General features: G+C 64.1%; 23 protein-coding genes and 2 pseudogenes. 18 read left to right on the top strand and 7 right to left on the bottom strand.

Annotation, left to right across the window (positions count from 1 at the left end):
• The first annotated feature begins 467 nt into the window (after positions 1–467).
• The 13 genes and pseudogenes from G6N56_RS29725 (at position 468) to G6N56_RS07655 (ending at position 12,954) form a co-directional block, all read left to right on the top strand.
• Positions 468–596: a helix-turn-helix domain-containing protein gene (locus G6N56_RS29725; RefSeq protein WP_142280501.1), complete on the top strand. Its 129-nt coding sequence runs from the start codon at positions 468–470 to the stop codon at positions 594–596.
• Positions 597–1,240: 644 nt separating this feature from the next.
• A complete protein-coding gene (locus tag G6N56_RS07710) occupies positions 1,241–1,456 on the top strand; it encodes a hypothetical protein (RefSeq protein ID WP_085254766.1) in 216 nt (71 codons plus the stop codon).
• A complete protein-coding gene (locus tag G6N56_RS07705; protein ID WP_085254765.1) occupies positions 1,446–2,657 on the top strand; it encodes an enoyl-CoA hydratase-related protein in 1,212 nt (403 codons plus the stop codon). The genes G6N56_RS07710 and G6N56_RS07705 overlap by 11 nt, the downstream gene beginning before the upstream one ends.
• Positions 2,658–2,660: 3 nt before the next feature.
• Positions 2,661–3,821: an acyl-CoA dehydrogenase family protein gene (locus G6N56_RS07700; RefSeq protein WP_085254764.1), complete on the top strand. Its 1,161-nt coding sequence runs from the start codon at positions 2,661–2,663 to the stop codon at positions 3,819–3,821.
• 29 nt (positions 3,822–3,850) lie between these two features.
• Positions 3,851–5,170, top strand: a complete 1,320-nt coding sequence (locus tag G6N56_RS07695) for a phytoene desaturase family protein (protein ID WP_085254763.1) — start codon at positions 3,851–3,853, stop codon at positions 5,168–5,170.
• Between the two features lie 504 nt (positions 5,171–5,674).
• Positions 5,675–6,379 carry a hypothetical protein gene (locus G6N56_RS07690; RefSeq protein ID WP_085254762.1) on the top strand — a complete coding sequence of 235 codons (705 nt, stop codon included), beginning with the start codon at positions 5,675–5,677 and terminating at the stop codon, positions 6,377–6,379.
• A 387-nt stretch (positions 6,380–6,766) separates the two neighbouring features.
• Positions 6,767–7,171 (top strand): SCP2 sterol-binding domain-containing protein, encoded by a 405-nt coding sequence (locus G6N56_RS07685; RefSeq protein ID WP_085254761.1) that lies wholly within the window; start codon positions 6,767–6,769, stop codon positions 7,169–7,171.
• A 153-nt stretch (positions 7,172–7,324) separates the two neighbouring features.
• A pseudogene (locus G6N56_RS07680) lies at positions 7,325–7,629 on the top strand (AMP-binding enzyme); the annotation flags it as partial.
• Positions 7,626–8,894 carry a cytochrome P450 gene (locus tag G6N56_RS07675; protein WP_085254760.1) on the top strand — a complete coding sequence of 423 codons (1,269 nt, stop codon included), beginning with the start codon at positions 7,626–7,628 and terminating at the stop codon, positions 8,892–8,894. The pseudogene G6N56_RS07680 and the gene G6N56_RS07675, both read left to right, overlap by 4 nt.
• Positions 8,895–8,905: 11 nt before the next feature.
• Positions 8,906–9,697, top strand: a complete 792-nt coding sequence (locus G6N56_RS07670) for a coniferyl-alcohol dehydrogenase (RefSeq protein WP_085254759.1) — start codon at positions 8,906–8,908, stop codon at positions 9,695–9,697.
• Between the two features lie 8 nt (positions 9,698–9,705).
• Positions 9,706–11,106 carry an aldehyde dehydrogenase family protein gene (locus G6N56_RS07665; RefSeq protein WP_085254758.1) on the top strand — a complete coding sequence of 467 codons (1,401 nt, stop codon included), beginning with the start codon at positions 9,706–9,708 and terminating at the stop codon, positions 11,104–11,106.
• Positions 11,106–11,297, top strand: a complete 192-nt coding sequence (locus G6N56_RS07660) for a ferredoxin (protein WP_085254757.1) — start codon at positions 11,106–11,108, stop codon at positions 11,295–11,297. Before G6N56_RS07665 ends, G6N56_RS07660 begins: the two co-directional genes overlap by 1 nt.
• Before the next feature lie 67 nt (positions 11,298–11,364).
• Positions 11,365–12,954, top strand: coding sequence for an FAD-dependent oxidoreductase (locus G6N56_RS07655; protein WP_085254756.1), 1,590 nt, complete (start codon positions 11,365–11,367; stop codon positions 12,952–12,954).
• Positions 12,955–13,060: 106 nt separating this feature from the next.
• Here G6N56_RS07655 and G6N56_RS07650 read toward each other — a convergent pair whose 3' ends face one another.
• The 5 genes from G6N56_RS07650 to G6N56_RS07630 are packed head-to-tail and all read right to left on the bottom strand — an operon-like array spanning position 13,061 to position 17,489.
• Positions 13,061–14,212, bottom strand: a complete 1,152-nt coding sequence (locus G6N56_RS07650) for an acyl-CoA dehydrogenase family protein (protein WP_085254755.1) — start codon at positions 14,210–14,212, stop codon at positions 13,061–13,063.
• Between the two features lie 3 nt (positions 14,213–14,215).
• Positions 14,216–15,367, bottom strand: coding sequence for an acetyl-CoA C-acetyltransferase (locus tag G6N56_RS07645; RefSeq protein WP_085254754.1), 1,152 nt, complete (start codon positions 15,365–15,367; stop codon positions 14,216–14,218).
• A gap of 59 nt (positions 15,368–15,426) precedes the next feature.
• The gene (locus G6N56_RS07640) at positions 15,427–16,101 is read right to left on the bottom strand and encodes a TetR/AcrR family transcriptional regulator (protein WP_085254753.1); all 675 of its coding nucleotides are present in this window, start codon (positions 16,099–16,101) and stop codon (positions 15,427–15,429) included.
• A 55-nt stretch (positions 16,102–16,156) separates the two neighbouring features.
• Positions 16,157–16,318 carry a hypothetical protein gene (locus G6N56_RS07635; RefSeq protein ID WP_158090690.1) on the bottom strand — a complete coding sequence of 54 codons (162 nt, stop codon included), beginning with the start codon at positions 16,316–16,318 and terminating at the stop codon, positions 16,157–16,159.
• Between the two features lie 7 nt (positions 16,319–16,325).
• A complete protein-coding gene (locus G6N56_RS07630) occupies positions 16,326–17,489 on the bottom strand; it encodes an acyl-CoA dehydrogenase family protein (protein ID WP_085254752.1) in 1,164 nt (387 codons plus the stop codon).
• A 280-nt stretch (positions 17,490–17,769) separates the two neighbouring features.
• On the opposite strand from G6N56_RS07630, the gene G6N56_RS07625 reads away from it, so the two are divergent.
• The 3 genes from G6N56_RS07625 to G6N56_RS07615 all read left to right on the top strand — a co-directional run bounded on the left by G6N56_RS07625 (position 17,770) and on the right by G6N56_RS07615 (position 19,334).
• Complete coding sequence (locus G6N56_RS07625; protein WP_232069247.1) at positions 17,770–18,273, top strand: cytochrome c oxidase subunit 3; 504 nt, start codon at positions 17,770–17,772, stop codon at positions 18,271–18,273.
• Positions 18,273–18,542 (top strand): cytochrome C oxidase subunit IV family protein, encoded by a 270-nt coding sequence (locus tag G6N56_RS07620; RefSeq protein ID WP_232069246.1) that lies wholly within the window; start codon positions 18,273–18,275, stop codon positions 18,540–18,542. Before G6N56_RS07625 ends, G6N56_RS07620 begins: the two co-directional genes overlap by 1 nt.
• 129 nt (positions 18,543–18,671) lie before the next feature.
• Positions 18,672–19,334, top strand: a complete 663-nt coding sequence (locus G6N56_RS07615) for a TetR/AcrR family transcriptional regulator (protein WP_085254750.1) — start codon at positions 18,672–18,674, stop codon at positions 19,332–19,334.
• Between the two features lie 90 nt (positions 19,335–19,424).
• Here the strand turns inward: G6N56_RS07615 and G6N56_RS07610 are convergent, their stop codons facing one another.
• Entirely contained in the window at positions 19,425–20,423 is a 999-nt protein-coding gene (locus tag G6N56_RS07610; RefSeq protein ID WP_232069245.1) for a phosphotransferase family protein, read from the bottom strand.
• A gap of 572 nt (positions 20,424–20,995) precedes the next feature.
• Between G6N56_RS07610 and G6N56_RS07605 the strand changes: the two are divergent.
• A pseudogene (locus tag G6N56_RS07605) lies at positions 20,996–21,529 on the top strand (LLM class flavin-dependent oxidoreductase); the annotation flags it as partial.
• A 70-nt stretch (positions 21,530–21,599) separates the two neighbouring features.
• On the opposite strand, the gene G6N56_RS07600 reads toward G6N56_RS07605, so the two are convergent.
• On the bottom strand, positions 21,600–22,694 hold the full coding sequence (locus G6N56_RS07600; protein ID WP_085254749.1) for an NADH:flavin oxidoreductase: 1,095 nt from the start codon (positions 22,692–22,694) through the stop codon (positions 21,600–21,602).
• Positions 22,695–22,901: 207 nt separating this feature from the next.
• On the opposite strand from G6N56_RS07600, the gene G6N56_RS07595 reads away from it, so the two are divergent.
• Positions 22,902–24,590 (top strand): MFS transporter, encoded by a 1,689-nt coding sequence (locus tag G6N56_RS07595; protein ID WP_085254748.1) that lies wholly within the window; start codon positions 22,902–22,904, stop codon positions 24,588–24,590.
• The last annotated feature ends 27 nt before the right edge of the window (positions 24,591–24,617 follow it).

Genomic DNA, 24,617 nt, shown 5'->3' with positions numbered 1-24,617 from the left:
CTCGAAAGGCGCATGCCGTGCCACGACCGGCGCATCGTCGGTGCTGATCGCGGTGCCCAAAGGGTGGGATCAAGCCGACTGCCAGGCAGCCGCGGGTTCTAGGAGTAGCGTGGTCCGTAGGCATCTATTACGGATTCAAAAGTGCTGAGGAGGTCACCGGCGTGTCGACTCCAGGCAGGACTCGTTCCGGGCGTCGTTGCGGTTCCTTTGCGCCGACGACCGGAGACGCCGGGCGCCGGACTAACCGGTTTCTTGAGGAAGTCGTATCAGCGACTTATGTCCCGCTCGATTTTTGCCAACACGTCGGCAGGACAATGACCGCACCGTAGTGCGAGTCGCCGCGTCCAATTGTCACGACCTCACATTGGTGCGGTCGATCTCCGATCCCTGGCGAGCGAGGCTGCGGGCCGACGGCAAGCGGAACGAACGGGCGATCCTTACCTACATCCATCGAGGTGCAGTTGTGCATGATCAAGGTCCGTCGCAATCAGCACATGCAGCACGCCGCGCAGGAATTGCACATCCACGTCAACACTCTTTATCAGCGCTTGGACTCCATCACCGGATTATTCGGGGAGCGTTGGCGCACAACTTAATAGCCTCAACCTCCGCTTGGCGCTGGAGATTACCGATCTGGCCGCGCGAATCCCCGCCCTGCCCGGAACGTGATGGGATTGCCAGCATCGCTCGGGCTGATGCTGCAAACAAGTCTGAGGGCGTCGCGTGACCCGGGACCAAAGCACAGTCCAGTCCGACCCACCGCAGCCGTCCCGGCTGGACCGTCGTCTGGAAGCATCCGCCCGCCCGTCGGGGAATCTTGATGAGTATCCAATGCCGGGCCTGACTGAAACGGCGGTCAAAATCTAATCTTGCTGCTCTGCACCATCTTTTGATCTGCTATCTCAGGTCGGGTGGATCTCCTTAATATCCCACACGCTGTGCGTCGGCCGGTTCTAGAGACCGACAGCTGATCGACCCGGCGCGCCGCCGAGCCGGCAGCTCGAGTGATACCGCAGAGGTGAACCCCCGCTGGCGACTGTAGCGGCGGCGAAACGGCGATTGGCCAGCGATCACGACGAGGGCCACTCCCGACCTGACTGCGGCCGTCGATCGCGTAGTGCTGGGCGGCGTCCACCGACACCGTCACGGGCATAATTTAACCTAAACTAGAAAACTGTGTTAGTGTGCCGGGGTGAGGCCCGTTAATGGGTGATGGGCTTTCGAAGGGCTATTCGAATTGATGCTTTCGTCGCAGGGAGAGGCCGCGGCGCCGATGACATTCCGTACGGACACAGCGGCGCGTCGCCCGGCACGGCAATCAATCTCGGGCCGGCGCATCGAACAGGTCACTCGCATCGGCACCGCCGTTCAAGCGATGCTGAGCACTGGGGTCGAAATCGACGGTGTACCCGAACCCGCCGCTGGCGCCGAGTTGATCGTGCGCTATGTCGGCTGATCATTTAAGGGACGCGAAAATCTCTGCCGCTCGAGGTCTGTACGAGGGGCTGGCATCCGGCAACCGCGATGCTCTGAGCCGGCTGCTGCATCCGGACTTCGTCGGGCATGCCGCGGAAGGACTGCCGCTGGGCATGGGCGGAATCCATGTCGGCCCTGACGCCATGCGCGACAAACTGTGGTGGCGGATCGGCGAGCACTTCAAGGCCCGTGCCGTCGCCGAGGCCTTCCAGGTGCTCGAGGATGGCCGGCTCATGGTGAGCGGTACCTACCGCGGATCGGCGCGTCGTAGCGGCAACATACTTGACGCCGCCTTCATTCACCTGATCGGATTCGCCCCCGATGGGCGCATCGCCACGCTGCGCCAACTCACTGACACCGCGGCGTGGCGCGCTGCTCTCGACGGCAGTGGTCGACTACGGACGATCGATTATCACGTTGACCACGGTGTGGCCACGGTCTGTCTCAACCGCCCCCAGGCCCGCAACGCGATTGACTTCCAGATGGGTTGGGACACATTGGAGGTCGCTCGGCGCATCACCGCCGACAGCACAGTCCGCGCTGTGCTGATCTGCGGCAACGGGGCCGCACTGAGCGTCGGCGGTGACATCACGTACTTCCTCGACAACGCCAACGGCGGCTTCGGAGACCTGTTCGTCGAGATGACCATGCCCTTCCACCAAGCGCTCGAGATTCTCAGCCGCGTCGAGGCGCCGATCGTCACGGCGGCTCACGGAGCGGTCGCAGGTGGGGGACTCGGCTACGTCTACGCCGCCGATATCGTGCTGGCGGCCGACACCACCCAATTCGTCACCGCTTTCGCCGGGCTCGGCTTGTCCGGCGACGGCGGCGGGACCTGGCACCTGCCTCGACTGATCGGCCCGCGCCGCGCCGCGGCGGCCTACCTGCGCAATACGCCCATCAGCGCCCAGGAAGCACTGGATTGGGGACTGGTCAACGAGGTCGTGCCGGCGGCGGAACTCCGTGAGCGCGCAGCGGCATTCGCGGCCGAGCTCGCCCACGGACCCACGGTCGGGTTCGCGGCCATGCGGGCGCTGCTCCGGGACAGCTGGCGAAATGATCTGTCCGCCCAGCTGACCGCGGAGACACGCGCACTCAAGGTCACCGGGGACACCGCCGACGCCGCCGACGCCATTGCCGCCTTCGTGGCTAAGCGCCCTCCGACGTATACAGGAAGGTAATCAATGCCCGGATTGATCCACGACTCCGACGAGCACCGTGCGATCCGCGAAAGCGTAGGCGGTATCGCCGACAGCTATGGGCCACAATATTTTCTGCAGCGAGCCCGCAGTGGCCAAGACGTCGGGGAACTGTGGAAAGACCTCGGTGCCGCCGGCTTGCTCGGTGTGCACCTGCCCGAGGAATTCGGTGGCGGTGGGGGTGGTATGTCCGAAGCCGTCGTTGTGGTCGAAGAACTTGCGGCGCATGGCATGCCAATGCTCATCTGGGTCATCTCGCCGGCGATCTGCGGGAGCATCCTTTCCCACCACGGTTCACATCATATGAAGGAGCGTTGGCTGCCCGGCATCGCCGATGGCACCCAAAAGATGGCTTTCAGCATCACCGAGCCCGACGCCGGTTCGAACAGCCACAACATCAAGACCACCGCTCATAAGACGGCAACCGGTTGGGTGCTTTCGGGTTCGAAGTATTACATCTCCGCCATCGACCAGTGCGATGCCGTTCTCGTCGTCGCCCGCGACGTCGAGAAGTCCGGCCCGGAGAAGTCCCGCCTTTCGCTATTTGTCGTCCCCACCGACAGTCCCGGTCTGACGTACCAGCAGATCGACACGTCGATCGTGTCGCCCGATAAGCAGTTCACCGTCTTCCTCGACGAGGTGGCGGTCGGAGGTGATTCCCTCATCGGCGAGGCGGGCAACGGCTTGCGGCAAGTCTTCGACGGCTTGAACCCCGAACGGATTCTCGTCGGTGCCATTTGCGGCGGGGTAGGGCGCTACGCGGTGAGCAAAGCTGCGGATTACGCCAAACAACGACTGGTCTGGTCGACGCCGATCGGCGCGCATCAGGGCATCGCACATCCTCTGGCGGAAAGCCACATTGCTGTGGAAGTCGGCCGAATGGCGACTGCTCGTAGCGCCGAACTGTTCGACGCCGGCCAACCCGCGGGCGAAGCCGCCAACATCGCCAAATTCGCCGCCTCGGAGGCCGCCCTCAAGGCGCTGGATCAGGCCATCCAGACCCACGGTGGGAACGGACTTTCCCATGAATATGGCTTGTCCGAGCTGTGGTTCATCACCCGGCTCATGCGCACTGCGCCGGTCAGCCGAGAAATGGTCCTCAACTTCGTGGCTCAAACCTCGCTGGGCCTGCCCCGCTCGTACTGAACCACTAACAGCATCGTAGGAGCAATGGAATGACGCTAACCGAACAGCGTTTCGACGCCGTGGTGATCGGTGCCGGCGCGGGCGGCCTGTTCACCGCTGCCCGGTTGACGAAGCAGGGATACCGCACCCTCGTCGTGGAGCGGTTGCCCAAGGTCGGCGGCCGGGCCTCGACCGACGACATCGACGGTTTCAAGGTCAACACCGGGGCCATCGTCATCGAGCTCGGCGGCATCACCGAGGAAACCTGTAAAGAGGTCGGAGCACGGTTCGACATCCGCGAACCCAGGCCGCCCATCCTCTATCGGATCGGCGGCAAGGACGTCGACGTGACCGGTGGTGGCTGGGGGTTCCTGCTGAGCAAGCTGAGTCGGCAAGGCGCCAAGTTGGTGAAGGGAATCGGTGCCGCCCGCAACGACTCCGGGCTGCCCGAAGGCGAGCTTTCCACCGCCGAGTGGGTCTCGAAATACACGAAAAATGAAGGCGTGCACGGGATCTTCCGGAACATGTGCGCGTCGATATTCGCGGTCGGATCTGAGGATCTGCCCGCGCGCGTATTTCTCACTTATTTCACCCGCAAGAGCGCATTCAAACGATTCGGCTTCCACCCCGAGGGCACGATCGGTTTGTGGCGGGCACTGGCCGAAGTCATCGAAGCCAACGGCGGAGAAATCTGGCTGTCGACCGCGGTGACCAAGATCTGCTCCGCGGGCGGCACCGCCACAGCCGTCGAAGTCACCCGAGACGGGTCGACGGTCCGCGTCGATGCGCCTGTCATCGTCAGCGATATCGGCCCCGCCGCAACGGTGTCGCTGCTCGGTGCGGACAAGGTGCCCACCGACTACCAGGACCTGGTCAAGCAGGGCGACCGGCCCACTTCGATGATCACGGTCAATTTCGCCAGCCGCGACCGTCTCGTCGACGTCCCCGGGATGCTGAGCTTCGCGAAATCACGTCGGCTGGCCTACATCGCCAACTTTACCGATCTGTGTCCGGAAATGGCTCCCGAAGGCTGGAACCTGTACGTCGGGACTTCCGTGCCGAAGAACCCCACCGGGGATTTCGACGAAGCGGCTGAGACCGAGTTCCTGCTGCAGGATTTGCGCGACAACATCGAAAACTTCGACACGCGCGCCCGCATCATCAACATCACGGTCACTCGCGATGACTGGCCACCCCAGCGGGCGGTCGCCGGTTTCGACCTCCCGCACGACACACCGTTTCGAGGACTGTGGAACGTGGGCGACGCGGTCAAGGAGTACGCCAATGGCGGGACCACCGCGTGTGCGGAAACCGCGAAATTGGTTGTCGACAAAATCGTGGCCAGTCACCGGCCGGTGGTCCGGAACTAAGTCTCATGCCTCGCCAGCGGGATCGTGCTGGTGCTCGAGGGCGCCGTCGCCGGAGCGAAGCCGGACGACCTCGTCTGGGCGCGCAGTGGTGACCGCAGCTTCGCGGGTGGCGCGGTGGTGGGGTTGACGACCCGATGGTGGGCGACAAGCCCGTCGTCGGTCGCCCGCAGCGGATTCTGGTGCGTGCGGGTCGTGCTGCCGGTGCACAGAGGTCCGCGTTGTCCAGAAAGGTCTTGGACGGAAATCGAACTGCAATTAGAATCAGGTGTGATTGCGTCATTCCTCGCACGGTTTGGCTGCCGGCCGACCGGTGACAGATCGCCCCGCCGCATAGCCGATGTAAGGCGAGATGGATGATGCCGAGTTTGGCGGTGTTCACTTGTTGTGCGGTCACCCGCCGACGGGTGCAGCATGGTGTCCTGCCGACTACTACCTCGCGATTCCTTGCGGGGCCAAGATTCTATCCAATATTCAATATTTTCCCGAGCGGACGGAGGAACGGCTATGTCTCACCGGGCGCAAAAGCTGTGTGCATGGACCGGCCCCGGCACAGTGCTGGTGACCCTGCTGGGCTGGTTGATCGCGGGCATCCTGCCGATGCCGCTGGGACCGTCGAGCACCACACACGATGTGGTCACCTTCTACGGCCACACCACGCGCGTACTGACCGGGCTTGTCGTCTCGCAACTCAGCATCTGCCTCGTTTTTCCGTTGATCGGCTTGATCGGCTACATCTTGCTGCGCATCGAGGGCCGACACCCGGTCTTGGCTTTCGTCCAGCTCGTCACCGGAGCGGCAACTGGTGTGTTGCTGCTCCTGCCGATGTTGTTGATGGCTGTCATCGCCTTTCGGCCCGACCGCGACCCCGAGCTCACGGTCACGCTCAACGACATCGCCTGGCTGGTCTTCATCACCCCGATCGCGCCGTTCATGATCCAGAACATCGCGATCGGCGCCGCGATCCTCGGAGATCGGGCGCAAATCTTGCCGAGGTGGGTCGGATATATGAACTTCTGGATAGCAGCGTCATTCGTGCCCGACGTTTTGGCCTTCTTCTTCCACAGTGGGCCGTTCTCGTGGCGTGGCATCTTCGTGTTCTGGCTGGCGTTGACGACATACAGCGTGTTCCTCGTCGGCATGGGCCTGGTGTTGCGCTACGCGGCGTTACGCCCGGCCGGCGAAGCGGCGTCGATAGTCGTCGCGGCTTGAACTCAGGCCCGCACCCGACCGGCGGACAACGTTGACGTCACATTAAATTTCTCGGCGACACACGCCAGAGCCTTTTTCTCGGCGAGTAGTGCCGATGCAACGGACAGCGACATTGTCGCGGCCGTCGGATCGGGAGAGCCCCACCGTGGCCGGTGCTCAGCGAACGCTCCGCTCCGAGATTCTCTTGGCACGTGCCGGGATAGGTGCCTACCGACCTGCGGCGACTCGTCGCCTTCGCGGCGCGGCATCACTCTGGCCGCACGGCACCGCGAGTTGACTTATCGGGGTTAAGGTGTGACGATGCTCTCAACGGGGCACCCTGGACGGGTAGTACGCACCGATTTGCGGCCCACATTTTTGAATCGATATTAGAATAAAAGGAGAACGATGGGGTTCACCGACTCGGGCGAAGTGGCCAAGTACATCGGGGGCATCTTCGAGACGGCATTCCAGGACCCGGAAATCGGCCCCAAGCTGGTGGCTACCGGGCTTGTGGTGGCGTTCGACTTCACCGATCCGGACGTGATCGTGGTCGTCGACATGGCCAACAAGTCCGTTCGTCAAGGCGTCAACGCAGAGTCGACGCCCAGCGCGACCATGTCGATGACCGCCGATACGGGCAACGCCTACTGGCAGGGCAAGGTCAATCTGCCCCTGGCTATGGCCAAGAAGAAGATCAAGGTCGACGGCAACGTGGCGAGCCTGTTGAAACTGGCGCCGCTCGGAAAGAGGCTGTATTCGCCGTACATCGAGCGGTTGAAGGCCGACGGCCGCGACGACCTCCTCGTCTGAGTCATGTTTCCCGGAGTCCACGCACTGTCCGCCCCGGAGCGGCCCGCGGTGATCATGGCCGAAAGCGGCCGTGTACCGACCTTCGTTGAACTCGAACATCATTCGGCGCTCTTCGCGAGCGCTATCCGCGAAATGGTCGTGCACCGAGGTGATGGCGTCAACATCTATCCGCAGGAGATCGAGAATGTTCTCGCCTTGCATCCCAAGATGTCCGACGTCGCGGTCATCCGCGCACCCGATCCCGATATGGGCGAACGGGCCAAAGCGGTGGTCCAGCTACGTGGCGGCCTGGGCGGCTCAGATGAGTTGGCGACCGAGCTAATGGCCCATGTGTGTCGGTCGATCGCCCACCACAAGACGCCACGGTCCGTCGGCTTCGTCGACGAGTTACACGACTGGCAACCGGCAGACTTGCCAAACGGATTCTGATCAACCGCTACGTGGAGGCAAAGGCATGACACTTGAAGCCACCCAACACCATCTGGATCGTCCGCCTTACGACCCAGTGAGTATCTCGCCGATCAGCTTCTGGAAACTCACGGCTGAGGAGCGCGAACCAAACTTCAAGATCCTGCGGGACGAGCGCCCGGTCAGCTGGCATCGCCCCATTGAAGGCACGCTGATTCCCGCCCCGGTCGACGGAGTCTGGGCGATCACCCGTAACGAGGACATCGCCCATGTGAGCAAACACCCGGAGATCTTCTCGTCCGCTCAAGGGGTTCAGATTGAAGCGGTCCCGGAGGACATTCTTGATGCGGCGGAGTCCTTCTTGGGCATGGACGGTGCGAGGCACTCAAGCCTGCGCCGGTTGATCAGCTCCGTCTTCACGCCACGACAGGTAGCGAAGATTCAAGGTCAGGTGACTAATCAAGCTGTCCGGATCGTCGACGATCTCCTGGCCACCGCCGAGGGTGATTTCGTCGAGCAGGTGTCCAAGCGGCTGCCCATGTGGACGATCTACGAGATGGTGGGCCTGCCTCCCGAGCGGCGCGACGAAGCAGCCAGGCACGCCGACGGCATGGTGTCGTGGGCCGATGCCGATGTCGCGGCCGGGCGGGAACCCGGGGCGGTCGTGAGCGATTCGCTCGTGGGTCTTCTGACGATAGGGCTGGAACTTGCCGAGGAGCGGCGCGCTGACCCAAAGGATGACCTGATGTCGCAACTGGTGGCGGCGGAGGTCGAGGGCAGGCAGATTACCGACGACGAGCTCGGTGCGTTCTTCGTGCTGCTGTCGGTCGCCGGCAATGACACCACGCGTAACACCATGACGTTGACAACGATGGCGCTGCAGCAGTATCCGGAGCAGCGCCAACTTCTCGTTGACGACTTCGACGGCCACATCAAGTGTGCGATTGAAGAATTTGTCCGATGGGCGAGCCCAGTGATGACGTTCCGCCGCACCGCCATTCAGGACACCGTGCTGCATGGTCAGCTGATCCGGGAAGGAGACTGGGTCGTGATGATGTACTCGTCGGGCAACCGCGACGAACGTGTATTCACCAACCCGGGTGTCTTTGACATTCGGCGCAAACCGAATCCGCACGTGGCGTTCGGGGGCGGCGGACCGCATTACTGCATGGGAGCGTTTCTGGCCAAGATGCAGCTCGAGGCCTTCTTCCGCGAACTCGTCTTCCGCGCTCCGACATTGCGTGTGGGAGAGCCGGAGTACTTGACCGGAAATTTCGTGCGCGCGGTCAAATCTCTTCCCTACACTCTCAATTGACCGGAGAACAGATGTCGGAATTCACAGGTAAACGCTACCTGGTCACCGGCGCGGCGTCGGGGATCGGGCATGCCGTCGCCCAAGAGTTGCTGACGGCCGGTGCAGAGGTGATCTGCCTGGATCGCAATACACCGACCACCGCGGTTACCCGCCACATCGAAGTCGATCTTGCCAACCCGCGCAGCATCGACGCGGCGCTGGAATCACTGGACGGTCTGTTCGACGGGCTGATGAACGTCGCAGGGATACCGGGCACCGCTGCGGCCGATCTCGTGGTCGCGGTCAACAGCTTGGCCGTGCGCCACCTGACCGAGGCATTCTTCGAGCGTCTTGCCCCGGCGGGCTCAGTCATCATCGTCTCATCCACCGCCGGATTCGGCTGGCCCGAACGTCTCGAAGCCATCCGGGACCTGCTGGCCACCGACACGTTCGAGGAAGGTGCGGCCTGGTTCAAGGCTCACCCGCAGCAGGGCAACGCGTACAACTTCTCGAAGGAAGTCACCACCGTCTACACGATGTCGATGGGTTTGGGCATGGCACAGATGGGTTTTCGTATCAATGCCGTGCTTCCTGGGCCGGTCGAAACCCCGATCCTGGCTGATTTCGAGCAATCGATGGGAAAAGACACGCTCGACGGCGTCAAGGATCTGCTCGGGCGGCATGCGAAACCGGATGACGTCGCTTCGGTGGTGCTGTTCCTGGCGTCCGACGCGGCACGCTGGGTCAACGGTCAGGCCCTGGCAGTGGACGGCGGCATCACGGGTGCCGTGGCGTCAGGAGTCGTCCCCAAGCCGGAGTTTTAAAGAGTGCCATGACGCTGCATGCTCCTGCCGATACCGCACACGGGGCCCAGAATGCCGCTGTGTTGCCCGGCCTGCGTCGTGTTTTCGCCTCAGGTCGGACCCGATCGTTGCAATGGCGCCTTCGCCAGCTTGAAGGCATCGAAACATTCTGTCACGACGAGGAATCGGCGATAGCCGAGGCGCTGAGCCAGGACCTCGGGCGCACGCCCGTTGAAGCGTGGCTCGGCGACATCGCGTCATCAAAGGGCGAGGCAGCCTACGCCCGGAAACATCTTAGGAAGTGGATGCGCCGACGTCGCCGGCCATTACCCCTGGCGCAGCTACCCGGGCGCGCCTGGGTTCAGTACGACCCGCTGGGAGTGGTCCTGGTCATCGGGCCGTGGAACTATCCCGTCTACCTGAGTCTGGGCCCGTTGGTTGCCGCGGTTGCCGCCGGGAACTGCGCGGTGATCAAACCCTCGGAACTCGCCCCGGCCACCTCTGAATTGCTGAGCCGGTTGATTCCACGCTATCTGGACGCCGAGGCGATCCGGGTCGTCGAAGGTGAGGCCTCGACCACCCAGGGTCTTATCGCCGAGGGCTTCGACCACATTCTGTTCACCGGAGGCACCGAGGTCGGGCGCAAGGTCATGGCGGCCGCGGCACCGACGCTGACGCCGGTCACCCTCGAGCTCGGCGGGAAGAGCCCGGTCATCGTAACCGCGGACGCCGACCTCGACGTCGCCGCACGCCGCATCGTCTGGGTGAAGCTGCTCAACTCGGGCCAGACCTGCATCGCCCCGGACTACGTGTTGGTCCACCGCGCGGTCGCCGATGCGTTCATCGACAAGGTCATCCGGGTTATCGCCGACTTCAGGTCAGCCGAGCCACGCCCCGCGTTGCGTATCGTCAACGAGCGCCAGTTCCGGCGGCTGGCCTCGCTCATCGAGACGACGTCCGGAACGGTCGTCACCGGCGGCGGCACGGATGCCGCGTCGTTGAGCATCGAGCCGACGGTGATCGTCGATCCCGCTCCCGCCGACGGGGTCATGTCCGACGAGATCTTCGGCCCAATCCTGCCCATCCTGCGCGTCGACACAGACTCGGCAGGAGTGCAATTCGTCAACTCACGACCCAAACCACTGGCGCTATATGTGTTCACCTCGTCGCGAGGGAGAGGCCGCGGCCTCATCGACGCCATGCCTTCGGGTGGTGCGGTGATCAATCACGTCGCGATGCACTGCCTGGTGCCGCAGTTGCCGTTCGGCGGTGTCGGTGCGAGCGGAATCGGCGCTTATCACGGCCAGTGGGGATTCGAAGCGCTCAGCCACCGCCGGGCCGTGCTGGCCAAGCCGGCCAAGCCGGATCCTGCGCTGGTATATCCGCCCTACACCGACCGTGCGATCAAGATCATGAGGAAGTTGTTCTGATGACGATCCGAGTGGACCGGACCAAGTGTTCGGGTATCGGCCTGTGTGAGGTGACCGCGCCCGCGGTGTTCGAGGTCGCGGACGACGGCCAATCCCGCGTGGTCCTCGAGTCCGCTGTCGGAGACGATCTCACCGTGGCCAAGGAAGCGGCGTCGAGCTGTCCGACGGGCGCCATCTCGGTCGACGACTGACCAGCGCCGCAGCTATGGGCGCCGTGCCCACCAGACTCGTTTCCCGCCATCGCATCGAGGAGCGGCTATGGCTTTTGTGATTACCCAGAATTGTTGTACCGACGCCAGCTGCGTTCCGGCATGCCCGGTCGATTGCATCCGTCCCGTGCCGGGGGAGGACGGCGTCGAGGCGCCGATGCTGTACATCGATCCCGAGACTTGCGTCGACTGCGGCGCGTGTGCCGAGGTGTGCCCGGTGGATGCGATCTACCACGAGGACGAGTTGCCCAACGACCAAACGCGATTCAGGGACGTCAATGCCGCCTACTTCGCCGCTCGGCCATTGGCAATTCGGTCGACGACGCCGCCGAGGTCCCAGGATCCCGTCCAGCGAGAACCGTTGCGGGTGGCCGTCGTCGGTACCGGCCCCGCCGCCTGCTATGCCGTGTCCGACCTCGTACGCACCCGCGGCGTCGAGGTCAACGTGTTCGAACAGCTGCCCACTCCTTACGGTCTGATTCGCTTCGGCGTCGCCCCAGACCACCAGCGCACGAAGGACGTCATCCACGAATTCGAGTCGGCGTTCGCGCACCGCGACGTGAGGTGTTTCTTCAACGTCGCGGTGGGTCGAGACATCAGCCACGCAGAGCTGTCGACTCACCATGACGCCGTGATCTACGCGGTCGGCGCGCCCCGCAGCCTCGAACTGGGAATCCCCGGCGAGCAATTGGCCGGTAGCCACGCCGCCGCTGATGTGGTCGGTTGGTACAACGGGCATCCCGGGCGCGCCGGTGACGATCTAGACCTGTCCGGACCTCGGGCGGTGATTGTCGGCAACGGCAATGTCGCGCTCGACGTGGCGCGAGTACTGGTGATGAATCACGACGATTTGGTCACTACCGACGTCGCCGACCACGCGCTGGCCCGGTTGTGGCGCAGCGGGATCGAGGAAGTCGTCGTGATGGGCAGGCGCGGTGCCGCAGACGCCGCCTTCTCCGTGGGGGAGTTACTGGCCCTGGGCAACCTGCGTGACGTCGACGTGGTCGTCGAAGGCGATATCGGCGACCGGCCCGATGGTTTCGAACGGGCACTGAAATACGACGTGATCGTCGAATATGCCGTCCGCCCTCGCCGGGCCGGGAACCGGCGGATTGTGCTGCGGTTCGGCTCTCGCCCTGTGCGGTTCGCCGGACAGGACCGCGTCGAAGGCCTCGTCATAGAAGATCGCAGCGGCACAACGACGATCGCGACACCGCTGGTTTTGCGGTCGATCGGCTATCGGGGGACGCCGATCGACGGGCTGCCGTTCGACGATGCCACCGGCATAGTGCCCAACGAGGGCGGCCGAGTGATGCGCGACCGAGCCCCGGTGCCGGGCGTGTATGTGACGGGCTGGATCAAGCGTGGACCTCGTGGCGTGATCGGCACCAACAAAACGTGCGCCCGCGAGACAGTCGCCAACCTTGTCTCAGACGCTCGCGCTGGAATTCTGCCTACCGCGCCATCCAACACCGCTTCCCTTGCAGCGCTGATCTCCTCACGTCGGCTCAACGTCATCGATTGGCCAGGTTGGCGCTGCATCGACGCGTTCGAACGCCAGCGCGGGACGGAAGTCTCGCGTCCGCGGGTCAAGGTGATTGACATTGACGCGCTGCTCGCCGCGGCGACGGCTGGTTAGGGCGTGTGGCGGTCAGCCGTTTTGCGGCCCACGAAGAGGTCTGTTCGACGGGGGTTGCTTGACCACTCCCAGCCGTGGTCGACGGCGGGGCTCGACCATCGCCTCCTCATCCGGCGGCTATGTCGCGTCCGATGATCTCCTTCATGATTTCGGTGGTTCCACCATAGATGGTCTGCACACGCGTATCCAGATACGCACGGGCAACCGGGTATTCGGTCATGTATCCATACCCGCCGTGCAACTGCAGGCAACGATCGACAACGCGCTTCTGTAGCTCGCTCACATACCACTTGCCTTTCGCCGCGTCGACCGCAGTGAGTTCGCCGGCGTTGTAGGACAGGACGGATTTGTCTACGTAGGCTTGGGCGACGTCAATCTCGGTGGACATCTCCGCGAGCTCGAACCGAATGTGCTGCTGGTCGGTGAGCGGACCGCCAAAGGCCTTGCGTAGCTTGCAGTACTCGACGGTCGACTGATAGATGGCGCGTGTCGTTGCCAGAGCCTTGGCAGTGACTCCGAGTCGTTCGCGCGGCAGGTGACCCATCAGGTACTGGAGGCCTTCTCCGGCAGTCCCGAGCATATTGGCCGCCGGCACCCGTGCGTCACGGAAGTACAGTTCGGCGGTGTCCTGCGCGGGCAGCCCGATCTTGTCCAGCTTGCGGCCGCGCTCGAAGCCCGGGGTGTCACGCTCGACGACGAAGAGACTGAACGAATGTGAACCGCCGTCGGCGTTTGTGCGCGCGGCCACCACCACGACGTCGGCCATGATGCCGCTGGAGATGAACGTTTTCTGCCCGTTGAGAATCCAGGCGTCGCCGTCGCGCCGAGCGGTGGTCCGCATTCCCCGCAGGTCGCTGCCCGCGCCCGGCTCGGTCATCGCGAGCGCGCCGATGATCTCTCCCGTGGCAAACCCGGGAAGCCATCGCCCCTTCTGCTCGTCGGTGGTCAGATCGAGCAGGTAGTGCAGGACCAGGTCGTCTTGCAGACTCACAGTCAGCCCGAACGAGAGCGCATTGATGCGCGCGATCTCCTCACACACCACCATGCGGTAGCGGTAATCCGGCTCGCCGGACCCTCCGTATCGCTCATCGATCTGTAGGGCGTAGATGCCCGCCTTGGCGGCTCGGACGAATACCGCGCGGTCGATCCAGCGGTCACGATCCCAGTCGTGTTGATGAGGCGCCACTTCGCGGGCCAGAAACTCCCGGACGGTATTGCGGTACGTCTCGTGGTCCTCCTCGTACAGCAAACGCCGCACGGCTTAGATCCGTTCGATGATCGTGACGTTGGCCTGCCCGCCGCCTTCGCACATCGTCTGCAACCCGAACCGACCCCCGGTGCGTTCCAATTCGTGCAGCATCGAAGTCATCAAACGCGCGCCGGTGCATCCAATCGGATGGCCCAGTGCGATTGCACCGCCGTTCGGATTGACCTTTTCCGGGTCGGCGCCCAGTTCGGTCAGCCATGCCAGCACCACCGGGGCGAAGGCCTCGTTGATCTCGACGGTGTCGATGTCGTCGATCGAGAGTCCCGTGCGCTTCAGGGCGTGCTGGGTTGCCGGGATCGGCGCCGTCAACATCATCACCGGGTCCGCACCGCGCACCGACATATGGTGGATCCTGGCCCGCGGGGTCAACCCGAACCGGTCGACGGCGCCCTGAGACGCGACGAGCAGTGCGGCTGCGCCATCTGAGATTTGGCTGGCCGCCGCGGCGGTCAGCACACCTCCCTCGACGAGGGTGGGTAGCGACGCCATCTTCTCCAGGCTCGTGTCTGCCCGAGGTCCTTCGTCGGCAGTGAGCCCGACGAAAGGAGTGATCTCTCGGGTGAAGCGGCCTTCGGAGATCGCGCTGACGGCACGCCGGTGGCTGGCGAGCGCAAACCGCTCGTTGTCCTCGCGGGACAACTTCCATTGGGCAGCAATCAATTCCGCGCCGCGGAATTGCGAGATCTCCTGATCGCCGTAGCGCGCCCGCCACCCGTCGCACCCTCTCCACGGATCAGTCGAACCATACGGCTCGCCGGCGCTGAACGCACTGAGGATGGGGAACTGGCTCATTTTCTGGACACCGCCGGCCACGATCAGGTCGCACGTTCCGCTCATCACCGCCTGGGCGGCGAAATGCACTGCCTGCTGGGCGGATCCACATTGGCGGTCGATGGTCACACCGGGCACCGACTCGGGCAGTCCTGCGGCCAGAGCGGCGGTCCTGGCGATGTCTCCGGCCTGCGCCCCGATGTTGTCGAGGCACCCCAGGATGACGTCGTCGATAGCTGCCGGGTCGATATCGTGGCGGCCCACGACCGTCTTGATCACATGGGCGGCGATGTCGGCTGGATGCGCTCCGGCCAGGCCGCCACCGCGCTTCCCGACCGCCGTGCGAACAGCGTCAACGATGTATGCCTCAGTCATGGATATAATTTAACATAGAATCAAAAATGGGCTCGGCTGCGATAACGTGAGCCGGCGGTCTAGCGGGCGGCGGGAGCTTTCGGTCGGCGCTTGGATTGCCGCTTCTTCGGCCGCGCCGCCGGGGCGAGGCTGTGCCGTACGAACACCTGGGCGTTGGCAACCATGGCTTCGACCGAAGTTCGGCGGGGGTCCCACCACTCGGCGGCCCAGTTCAATGCGCCCAACACCAGGGCCTGAGCCAGGGGCGCATCTAAGTCGCTGCGGATCTGGCCTTCGGAGACGGCATCGTCGAGCAGATCGCGCCAGATGCGGTTGTAGGCCGCCTGCTCCTTTTTCTGCCGAGTCTTGAGTCGGTCGGGGATCTGACCGGAGTTGCGGATCGAAGCCCGTGCGTAGTCGGACAATTCAAGCTCGTGACGCAGATGCGCCGAGACTGCGGCCATGATGCGATCCATCGGCGCCGTATCCGGAGGCAGTTCGTCGAGTCGCTCCCGCAGGAACCTGCGCATATCGCCGATGCCGGTATGCATGACCTCTTCGATGAGGTCCTCCCGGGAAGGGAAGTAGTAGTAGATGGCCGGTGCCTGCAGCTGGGCATACTCGGCGACATCGGTCAACCGCGTTCCGGCGTACCCTTTGACGCTCAGCACGTGGGCTGCCGCATCCAGGATGCGCGATCGGGTGCGTTGCGACTTCGAGTCGTCGGTCTCAGCATCTGTCGGCTTCCGCGGCATCATTCGATGATAGGAGTGCCACCCTCCGACACCGGTCATTGTGGTCGCAACCGCGTCACGAAACGGGTTTCGCCGACCAGTCGACGGCTTGCACCGCGACGCCGCGCGCGTCCGGCATTCCCGGTTCGATCAGTTCGATCTGGCGGCGAACATGTCGGGCGAGCAGCCGTGCGATAAGTCCGTGTGCGGCGCGAAGGTCTTCAGGCGGATCGCCCACGGGCGGCCTAAATGCCACCACGGGCCACCAGTTGTGCGGCGATGACGTTGCGCTGGATCTCGTTGGTGCCTTCCCCGACGATCATCAGCGGTGCGTCCCGGAAGTAGCGCTCGACGTCGTACTCGCATGAGTAGCCGTAGCCGCCGTGAATGCGCACCGCGTTCAAGGCGATTTCCATCGCTGCCTCAGAGGCGAAGAGTTTGGCCATGCCCGCCTCCATGTCGGCCCGCTCGCCGGCGTCGTAACGGTCGGCGGCGTGCAGTGTCAGTTGTCGCGCGGCCGTCAGCTTGGTCGCCATGTCGGCCAGGTAATTGCCGACTGATTGGTGCTGCCAGATCGGCTTGCCGAAGCTCTGCCGTTCCTGGGCGTACGCCAGGGCGTCTTCGAGTGCGGCCGTGGCGACGCCGAGAGCGCGTGACGCGACTTGGATGCGGCCCGTCTCGAGGCCCTTCATCATCTGTGCAAAGCCGCGCCCCGGCTCGCCGCCGAGGACCGCCGACGCGGGAACTCGGCAGTCATCGAACGACAGCTCGCAGCTTTCGACACCCTTATAGCCGAGCTTCGGCAGGTCCCGGGAGACACTCAGCCCCTGGCCGTGCTCGACTAGGACGACCGATATCCCTTTATGCTTGGGCGTGGCATGGGGATCGGTCTTGCACAGCAGCGCGATCAGGCCCGATCGGCGGGCGTTGGAAATCCAGGTCTTCGACCCGTTGATGGTCAGTTCGGCGTCGTTGTGGCCGACGGGCAGCGCGGTGGTGGTCATGTTCTGCAGGTCCGAGCCGCCCCCCGGTTCGGTGAGCGCCATCGTTGCCCGTGTTTCGCCGGTGGCCATGGAGGGAAGGTATTTCTGCTTTTGATCCTCGGTGCCGAACAGCGTCAGCAGTTTGGCCACGACGGTATGCCCGCCCATTGCCCCGGCCAGGCTCATCCATCCGCGCGCGAGCTCTTGAGTGACGAGGACGTAGCAGCGCGTCGAGACCGGTGAACCGCCGTATTGTTCGGGTATCGCCAAGCCGTATATGCCGATGTGCTTCATCTGCTCGATCCACGCCTCGGGATAAATGTTGGCGTGCTCGGCCTCGCGCACGGTCGGCTTGACGTCGCGGTCGACGAACGCCCGAACCGTTTCGACCAGCATGGTTTCTTCATCGCTGAGAAGGGGCGCCATATTTCACACCTTAGCTCTTATTTTATTCTGTGTTAAATTGTGAATGGAGGATCACCTCGACGTCGAAGGACCGCAGGATGGCAGGGGACAGGATGCGTCGGATAGCGGGGTTGCCGATGCACGCAGTCTGGAATCGGGTCATATCCGGCCATGTCATCGGCACATGCGCGGCGCAGTGACACCCTCGGACATCGCATCATCGACCGCGCATGGCCGCCCGTCGGCACCCTCGCGTCATCTGCCCGGGGAGGAGGGTGTTTGGGTCTTGATCTTCGGGGACATGACCGTCTTCGCTGTGCTGTTCGGAGTCTATCTGTACTACCGCGCCGGTCAGCCCCAGCTCTTCGAACGCTCCCAGTCGCACCTGAACCAGGCGTTCGGCGCGGTCAATACGCTTGTGCTGTTGACCAGTTCGCTGCTGGTGGTGACGGCGGTACGCGCGGTCCGTGCCGGCGCGCCCCGATTGGCGCGGCGGTTGGTCTACGGCGCCATGACATGCGGCGCGATCTTCGTGGTGAACAAGGCGATCGAATACGGTCAGAAGATCTCGCATGGACTGGTGCCTTCCTCAAACCAATTCTTCATGTACTTCTACGTCATGACCGGGCTGCACCTGCTGCACGTGGTGCTCGGCATGGCCTTGCTCGGCCTGATGGCGCACCTGACCCGCCGGGCAACTCTTACGGGACGCGAGCAAGGCTATCTTGAAGGTGCCGGTTGCTTCTGGCACATGGTGGACGTGCTGTGGATCGTCATCTTCGCGCTGGTATATCTGGTGAAATAGTGCTGACAAGCCTTGTGCGAGAGAAAATCTCCGTCGTCTGGCTGGCGCTGATCGTGGCCACCCTGACATCGTGGCTGCTCGGGGTCGGCCATGAGCTGCCCACGGCCTACGCCGCCGTCAGCATCATCATCATCGCCTTCATCAAGGTGCGCTTCGTCGGGCGATACTTCATGGAACTGCGCCACGCGCCCGCCTTCCTACAGGCGATCTTCGAGGGCTGGACGCTGATTGTCGCGAGCGTCCTGACCGGCCTCTACCTGTTCGCCTGACGGCTGCGCAGCCCGCGGTCACAAGCGGGCCGCACCGAGACGTCCGGCGCTGTGCCCTGGATTTAATCGCTGTTAGCCGCGCGGCACCGCCGTCGTCACATGCGCCCACCGGGGTCGTATCATGAGCGGATGGCAAGGCAAAGCGCCCGGTCGACGACGGTTCCCGTCTCGATCGACCAGGAGGACGCGACGTCGGAATCGAAGTCGGCGTTGACTCGGTCGCGAATCCTGGATGCGGCCGCGCGCGTGCTCTCCGAGCGTGGCTACGCGGGGTTGCGGCTCACGGACGTTGCGGCCGCGGCGCATCTGCAGGCCCCGGCGATTTATTACTACTTTCCTTCGCGCGACGACCTTATCGAGGAGGTGATGTGGTCTGGCATCGCCGATATGCGTGAGCATGTCGCAGCGGCGCTCAACGATGTTGCGGACGGCACCCCGGCGCTCGAGCGCCTCCTGGTAGCCGCCGAAGCGCATTTACGTCACGAGCTGGAGATATCCGACTACACCACGGCGTCGATCCGCAACGCGGGCCAGGTCCCGCTGGCGATCCGCAAGAGGCAGATCCTCGAGGAGGAGCGCTACGGTGATATTTGGCGCCGGCTCATCAATGACGTGGCCCGCGAGGGCATGCTGACGCCGGAGCTGGACCTCTACATCGCCCAAATGCTCGTCCTCGGTGCGCTGAATTGGGCGGTGGAATGGTGGAATCCGCGTCGCGGCTCGATCGAAGCCGTGGTTCAGAACGCGCAGTCGATTATCCGTCACGGTCTGGCCGGCGATCCCGCCGCATAACAGAGCACGGCACACCGCCTGGCGGCTACACGACAAAGCCCCGTCGCTGCGTGGTCGCAGGTACCGTGCACGCGCGGCGCTTATGTCAACTTATGCCAAACACGCGCCTGCCGAAGCCAGCAGCACCCCGATCGAATGGTCGAGCTCGTCGCAGCCCACGGCAGCGTGCGTCCCCATCGCGCCCCGGCGCCGACGGACGAGAACGCCCTGCAGCAGGCTCGCGGCGCGCCACTGGGAAAACGCCCGATAGTAATCGAGCGCGTCGAGGTTGAATCCGGTGAGCTCGCGGTAGACCCCCACCATTTCGTCGCGATCGGGGAAGCCGCCGGCGCGAGTGGGACTGGGCATCACGATTGCCGGCTCCTCGGGAGGGCGCCAATCGTCAAGCAGCCAAGCCAAATCGGCGAGCGGATCGCCGATTGTGCACAGTTCCCAGTCCAAGACCGCGGTGATGACCCCGTTGCCGACCAACAGGTTTGACAGTCGGTAATCGCCATGCACGATGACAGGCGCCGGCGCCGCGGGCGCGCGAACCTCCAGTCGTGCGCGCAGCGCACGCCATTCACCGGCATGTTTGCTGCCCTCGCCGTGCCGCTCCCATGCCGCGGTCAGTCTACGCAGCTGCCGCACGACGTACGGAATGGTCGAGACCGGGATCCCAAGAATGCCCGGATCCAGGCGGTGCAGCCGCGCCAGCGTCGCCGCCACCGAAAGGCCCAGCCGGCGGCGGCTATTCAGGTCAAGAGTGCGGGCGTCGCCCTCCATTTCCAGCGCCACGCCCGCGACTTTCTCCATGACCAGGAACGGCACCCCGACGGGGCCGTGGCCCGTTCCGACGACGCGGGGGACCGGCACACCGCTGGCCGCCAGCGACCGCAAGATTCGTGCCTCGCGCTCGATGTCGTGTGCCGCGGAAGCCGCCTCTCCCGGTGGTGGTTCGCGCATTACCCATTGTCGGCCGTCCGCGTCGACAATGACAGTGGTTATGTTCGACTGGCCGACGCCCACCCGCGTGATTTCGATCGGGGCTCTCACCTGCTGGCCGTAACGGGTCAACCACTCCACCACACCCGCCGGATACCGCCACATTTGGTCAGGGACAAGACTCGATCGATCCGCCATCTTTTCCTCGCGCTCTCGGATGACTTGCATTGGGTTCTCGGTACGCCGCTTGCCCGCCAGACTGCTTGTGCGGTCGATATTTAAAGGCAATTAGAACCCGACTATGCCGGACGAGCGCCCTCACCTTCGGGTATCGATAGCCGATAAATATACTGGTAAATAGGTAGTCTCACTCAGGCCACCGTCCGCTCCGTTGCCTCCGATCGCAGGCAGACCAAGGCCAGAGAAATCAATATCTATTGACTATTAGAATAGATCGAGGACATCAGCAAACGCCTACGGTCTGACAATCGCTGTGCCGGTCTGCGACTCGGCGCTTCAGGTCACTCCCGTGCCATGAACGGGCGATGAAGTTTGCGGACGCCGCCCCCTACATTGTCGTGGGCTATGAGCAGGTGGCGCTTCGACCCGACCTACAGCGCCTGGAACTTATGCGGCCGCAACTGGAAGGCGCGCTCGCGCCCGCTTTTCCCGCCCGCTATGTCGCGGTCGGCGAGGCCATCGGCGGTCCAGGCGAACACAACACCGGAGGTGGAAATATGAAACTCGGCATGCCGCTGCGCTACTACGGCAGCGATTTCGGCGACGTGGTCGCGCAGCTGACTTCGTGCGAGGCAATCGGCCTCGACCGAGTGATGATCGCCGAGGCATACAGCTTCGACGCCGTCAGCCAGATGGGATATGTGGCGGCCAAGACGCATCGTGTCGAACTCGCGTTCGGTCTCTTGCCGATGTACTCATGGACACCCACCAACTTGGCGATGACCGCCGCCGGCGCGGACTACGTCAGCGGCGCTCGTTGCATTCTGGGCACCGGCGCTTCAGGCCCACAGGTCATCGAGGCTCTTCATGGGGTGAAGTACGACGCGCCAGTCGCGCGTGCCCGCGAACACGTCGAGAGATCTGTCGTCGGATCTGGCGGAGGGAACCCAGCGAGTACCGCGGTAGCCACTATTCGTTGCCGTTGGGCCCCGATCAAGGAGGCTCAGGCCTCGGCAAACCACAGAAGATCATCGGGCGACCGGTCCGCGAATGCATCCCCCGTGCTGCTGGCAGCGATCGGCCCACGCAACGGCGGGGGGCTACCGACCCCCTGGGGGGTAGTCAGGAAGCAACAGCACATCTTCGAAGGCTGCGCCGCCGTCAGGTAAGCGAGGCCAGCGCAGTCTGCGGGTCGTAACCGATGAATCCGTCGAGGTCGCCGTTGCGCAGCCGATTCACCCACGCCGGCTCGGCGAGCAGCGCCCGGCCGATCGCCGCGATGTCGAATTCGCCGGCCTCGAACTGCTCGACCAGGCGGTCGATGGGGGCGGGCTGGATCACCTGACCTTGTTTCTCGCTGCGAAACTGCGTCTGTAGCCCGATGGAGCCGACCGCGATGACCGGCAGCCCGGTGACCTTCTTAGTCCAGCCTGCGAGACTCAGCTCGCGGTCGTAGTCGGGAAAGGCGGGCACGTAGTGTCTGCGCGTCGAGGGATGAAGCATGTCCACCCCCGCATCAGTCAGCGGGGAGAGTACTTCCTGCAGCTGTGTCGGATGATCGGCGATCGACGCCGAGTAATCGGTGCCCTTCCATTGTGAGAACCGAAAGATGATGGGGTAGTCCGGTCCGACCGCGGCACGCACCGCGGCGACCACCTCGGCCGGGAATAGGGTCCGCGCAGCCTGCGTCCCCCCGTAGCCGTCGGTGCGCAGATTCGTTCGCTCCCAAAGGAACTGGTCCAGCAGATAGCCGTGAGCGCCGTGTAACTCGACGGCGTCGAAGCCGATGTCTCGCGCGGTCGCGGCGCTCTTGGCGTAGAGCTCTGCGATCCAGGGGAGTTCGTCGGTTGTGAGCGCGCGGCCCCTTGGCTTGCCGAGCCCGTCGACGCCCGATGGGCTGACCGCCGCGACACCGTCGGCGTCGTCGCGTTGGGCGCCCTGGTGCCACAGTTGTGCAGCGATCGTGGCGCCCTCGCCGTGGACGGCGTCGACGACCCGAGTCCAGCCCGCGAGGACGTCGTTGCCCGCAAGCGTCGGAATCGCGTGCGGGTAACCCGCGGCCGGGTCGGGCAGTCGGATGCCTTCGGTGATGATCAGCCCGACGCCGCCGGCGGCGCGGCGCCGGTAGTACTCGGCGACGTCGGCGCCGGGTATTCCGCCAGGTGACGCCTGGCGCGTCATCGGCGCCATGGCGAACCGGTTCGGCACGGTCAGTGACCGAACGCTCAACGGTCGGAAGAGGTCGTCGATTGCCACGGACGGGTGTAACGCGACACCGCTCGAAGCTATTCCGGTCTGGAGCCCACCAATCCCTGATGGCCTGTTTAACCACCCGGCCAATTGCCTCATAGTCGGCCTCGGCGCTCGGGTCGACCCGAGCATGGTGGCGGCCCCGGCTGCCGTCGCGTCGGACGCGTGACTTAAACTTTTGCTTCCCTGCACAACGCGAAAGGCGTTGCCGCCATGTCAGATAATTGGCCGTTGCAAGAGGCTCGTCGTCCAGGGCCGGTGGGCCGGGCGGACGACCTGTCGCCGACCGAGCCGACGGCGACTGCAGGCCGGGGAAGCGCCGTCGGCCTCCAACCGGCAACGCCGTTGCGCAATCGCTTGTACCGCTCGCTGTTCATCGCGCAGTTCGTTTCCAACATCGGGACATGGATGCAAAGTGTTGCTGCGCAGTGGTTCCTGATCGAGGAACACAGCAACGCCGTCACGGTGGCACTCGTCCAGACGGCCAGTCTGGGGCCAACGCTCCTCCTGGGATTACTCGCCGGAGTGTTGGCCGACCTGTTCGACCGGCGGCGGTTACTGATCGTTCTGCAGTCGTATGCGGTCTTGGTCGGGCTGGCGCTGGCGTCACTGACCTTCGCCGGTCGCCTAACCCCCACGGCACTGTTGATGTTCACCGTCGCCATCGGCTGTGCCTCTGCGCTGACCGCACCCGCCTGGCAAGCGATTCAGCCCGAGGTAGTCCCCCGCGAGCAGATACCGGCCGCCTCGACGTTGTCCAGCGTCTCGGCCAACGCCGCCCTGGCGATTGGGCCGGCAATCGGCGGCGTCGCGGTGGCGCTGGCCGGCCCGGCGGCGGTGTTCGGGATCAACGCAATATCGTTTGCCGGGATCATCGTGGCACTGGTCCGGTGGAAGCGACCCCCGCCCGCCGTCTCCGTCGAACGAGAACACGTCCTCCAGGCCATCGGCACTGGCCTGCTGTACGTCGTCAACAGTCCTATCTTCCGCAGGATCCTGTTGCGTGCGGCGCTTTTCCTGTTTCCCGCGTCGGCCATGCTGGCTCTGTTGCCGGTAGCCGCCGCCCACCGGTGGCACCTGGGAGCCAGTGGCTACGGTATGGCGCTGGGCGCCATAGGTTTCGGCGCGACGCTCGCTGTCGTGGTCGCCACGCCGTTGCGCCGGAAAGTGTCAGCCAACGTGTTGCTGGCGGGTTGCGCTGGCGTGTACGGCTGCGCACCGCTGGCGGTGGCCTGGCTGCCTTTCGCCGCGGCAACGCCCATTCTGGTGTTTTCGGGCATGTCCTGGCTGATCACGCTGGCGACATTGAACGCGGCGGCACAGCTGCACCTGCCGAGGTGGGTCCGGGCCCGCGGGCTGTCTGTGTATCTGTTGGTTTTCACGGGATCTCAGGCCGCGGGCTCGTGGCTCTGGGGCGTCGTTGCGACGCGAGCGGGGCTGGTTCTCGCGCTGACCTGGTCGGCGGCGTTGCTGGGGGCAGTCGCCGTCAGCGTCGCCGCGCTTCCGTTGCGGGCGTCTACCGGCCTGCTGAGCCGCGATATCTCCACGTGTTGGGCTTCACCGATGATCGTGTTCGAACCGCGTCCCAACGATGGACCGGTGCTTGTCACCGTGCAGTATCAGGTGTCGTCTGAGAACCTCAACGACTTCGTCGCCGCGATGACGGCGGTGAGGCGATCACGACTGCGGACCGGTGGTCATAGCTGGCAGCTGTATCGGAGTGCGGAACGCCCCGACGTGGTCCTGGAGAGATTCACCGTGTCGTCCTGGGCCGAGTTCAAGCGGCAGCGCACCGAGCGTTGGCTCGATTCCGACCACGACGCCGTCGCACAGGCGCAGCGCTACACCATTGACAACGCCCACCGTCACGATTATTACCTCGCTTTACGGGTCCATCGGTAGAGGAGCCCGCGAAAGGGGTGCGGTCGC

Origin of the sequence: Mycobacterium saskatchewanense, assembly GCF_010729105.1 — a bacterium.
Lineage (GTDB): Bacteria > Actinomycetota > Actinomycetes > Mycobacteriales > Mycobacteriaceae > Mycobacterium > Mycobacterium saskatchewanense.
This window is presented reverse-complemented; position numbering and strand designations above follow the sequence as displayed.

What these genes read in the sequence shown, in the direction of transcription:
- G6N56_RS07685 (WP_085254761.1), top strand. Translation starts at nt 6,767, where the DNA reads ATGGGGTTCACCGACTCGGGCGAAGTGGCCAAGTACATCGGGGGCATC.
- G6N56_RS07610 (WP_232069245.1), bottom strand. Translation starts at nt 20,423, where the DNA reads ATGTGGCGGTATCCGGCGGGTGTGGTGGAGTGGTTGACCCGTTACGGC.
- G6N56_RS07690 (WP_085254762.1), top strand. Translation starts at nt 5,675, where the DNA reads ATGTCTCACCGGGCGCAAAAGCTGTGTGCATGGACCGGCCCCGGCACA.
- G6N56_RS07625 (WP_232069247.1), top strand. Translation starts at nt 17,770, where the DNA reads ATGACCGTCTTCGCTGTGCTGTTCGGAGTCTATCTGTACTACCGCGCC.
- G6N56_RS29725 (WP_142280501.1), top strand. Translation starts at nt 468, where the DNA reads ATGATCAAGGTCCGTCGCAATCAGCACATGCAGCACGCCGCGCAGGAA.
- G6N56_RS07660 (WP_085254757.1), top strand. Translation starts at nt 11,106, where the DNA reads ATGACGATCCGAGTGGACCGGACCAAGTGTTCGGGTATCGGCCTGTGT.
- G6N56_RS07675 (WP_085254760.1), top strand. Translation starts at nt 7,626, where the DNA reads ATGACACTTGAAGCCACCCAACACCATCTGGATCGTCCGCCTTACGAC.
- G6N56_RS07645 (WP_085254754.1), bottom strand. Translation starts at nt 15,367, where the DNA reads ATGACTGAGGCATACATCGTTGACGCTGTTCGCACGGCGGTCGGGAAG.
- G6N56_RS07640 (WP_085254753.1), bottom strand. Translation starts at nt 16,101, where the DNA reads ATGCCGCGGAAGCCGACAGATGCTGAGACCGACGACTCGAAGTCGCAA.
- G6N56_RS07670 (WP_085254759.1), top strand. Translation starts at nt 8,906, where the DNA reads ATGTCGGAATTCACAGGTAAACGCTACCTGGTCACCGGCGCGGCGTCG.
- G6N56_RS07710 (WP_085254766.1), top strand. Translation starts at nt 1,241, where the DNA reads ATGCTTTCGTCGCAGGGAGAGGCCGCGGCGCCGATGACATTCCGTACG.
- G6N56_RS07705 (WP_085254765.1), top strand. Translation starts at nt 1,446, where the DNA reads ATGTCGGCTGATCATTTAAGGGACGCGAAAATCTCTGCCGCTCGAGGT.
- G6N56_RS07700 (WP_085254764.1), top strand. Translation starts at nt 2,661, where the DNA reads ATGCCCGGATTGATCCACGACTCCGACGAGCACCGTGCGATCCGCGAA.
- G6N56_RS07595 (WP_085254748.1), top strand. Translation starts at nt 22,902, where the DNA reads ATGTCAGATAATTGGCCGTTGCAAGAGGCTCGTCGTCCAGGGCCGGTG.
- G6N56_RS07630 (WP_085254752.1), bottom strand. Translation starts at nt 17,489, where the DNA reads ATGGCGCCCCTTCTCAGCGATGAAGAAACCATGCTGGTCGAAACGGTT.
- G6N56_RS07665 (WP_085254758.1), top strand. Translation starts at nt 9,706, where the DNA reads ATGACGCTGCATGCTCCTGCCGATACCGCACACGGGGCCCAGAATGCC.
- G6N56_RS07695 (WP_085254763.1), top strand. Translation starts at nt 3,851, where the DNA reads ATGACGCTAACCGAACAGCGTTTCGACGCCGTGGTGATCGGTGCCGGC.
- G6N56_RS07655 (WP_085254756.1), top strand. Translation starts at nt 11,365, where the DNA reads ATGGCTTTTGTGATTACCCAGAATTGTTGTACCGACGCCAGCTGCGTT.
- G6N56_RS07615 (WP_085254750.1), top strand. Translation starts at nt 18,672, where the DNA reads ATGGCAAGGCAAAGCGCCCGGTCGACGACGGTTCCCGTCTCGATCGAC.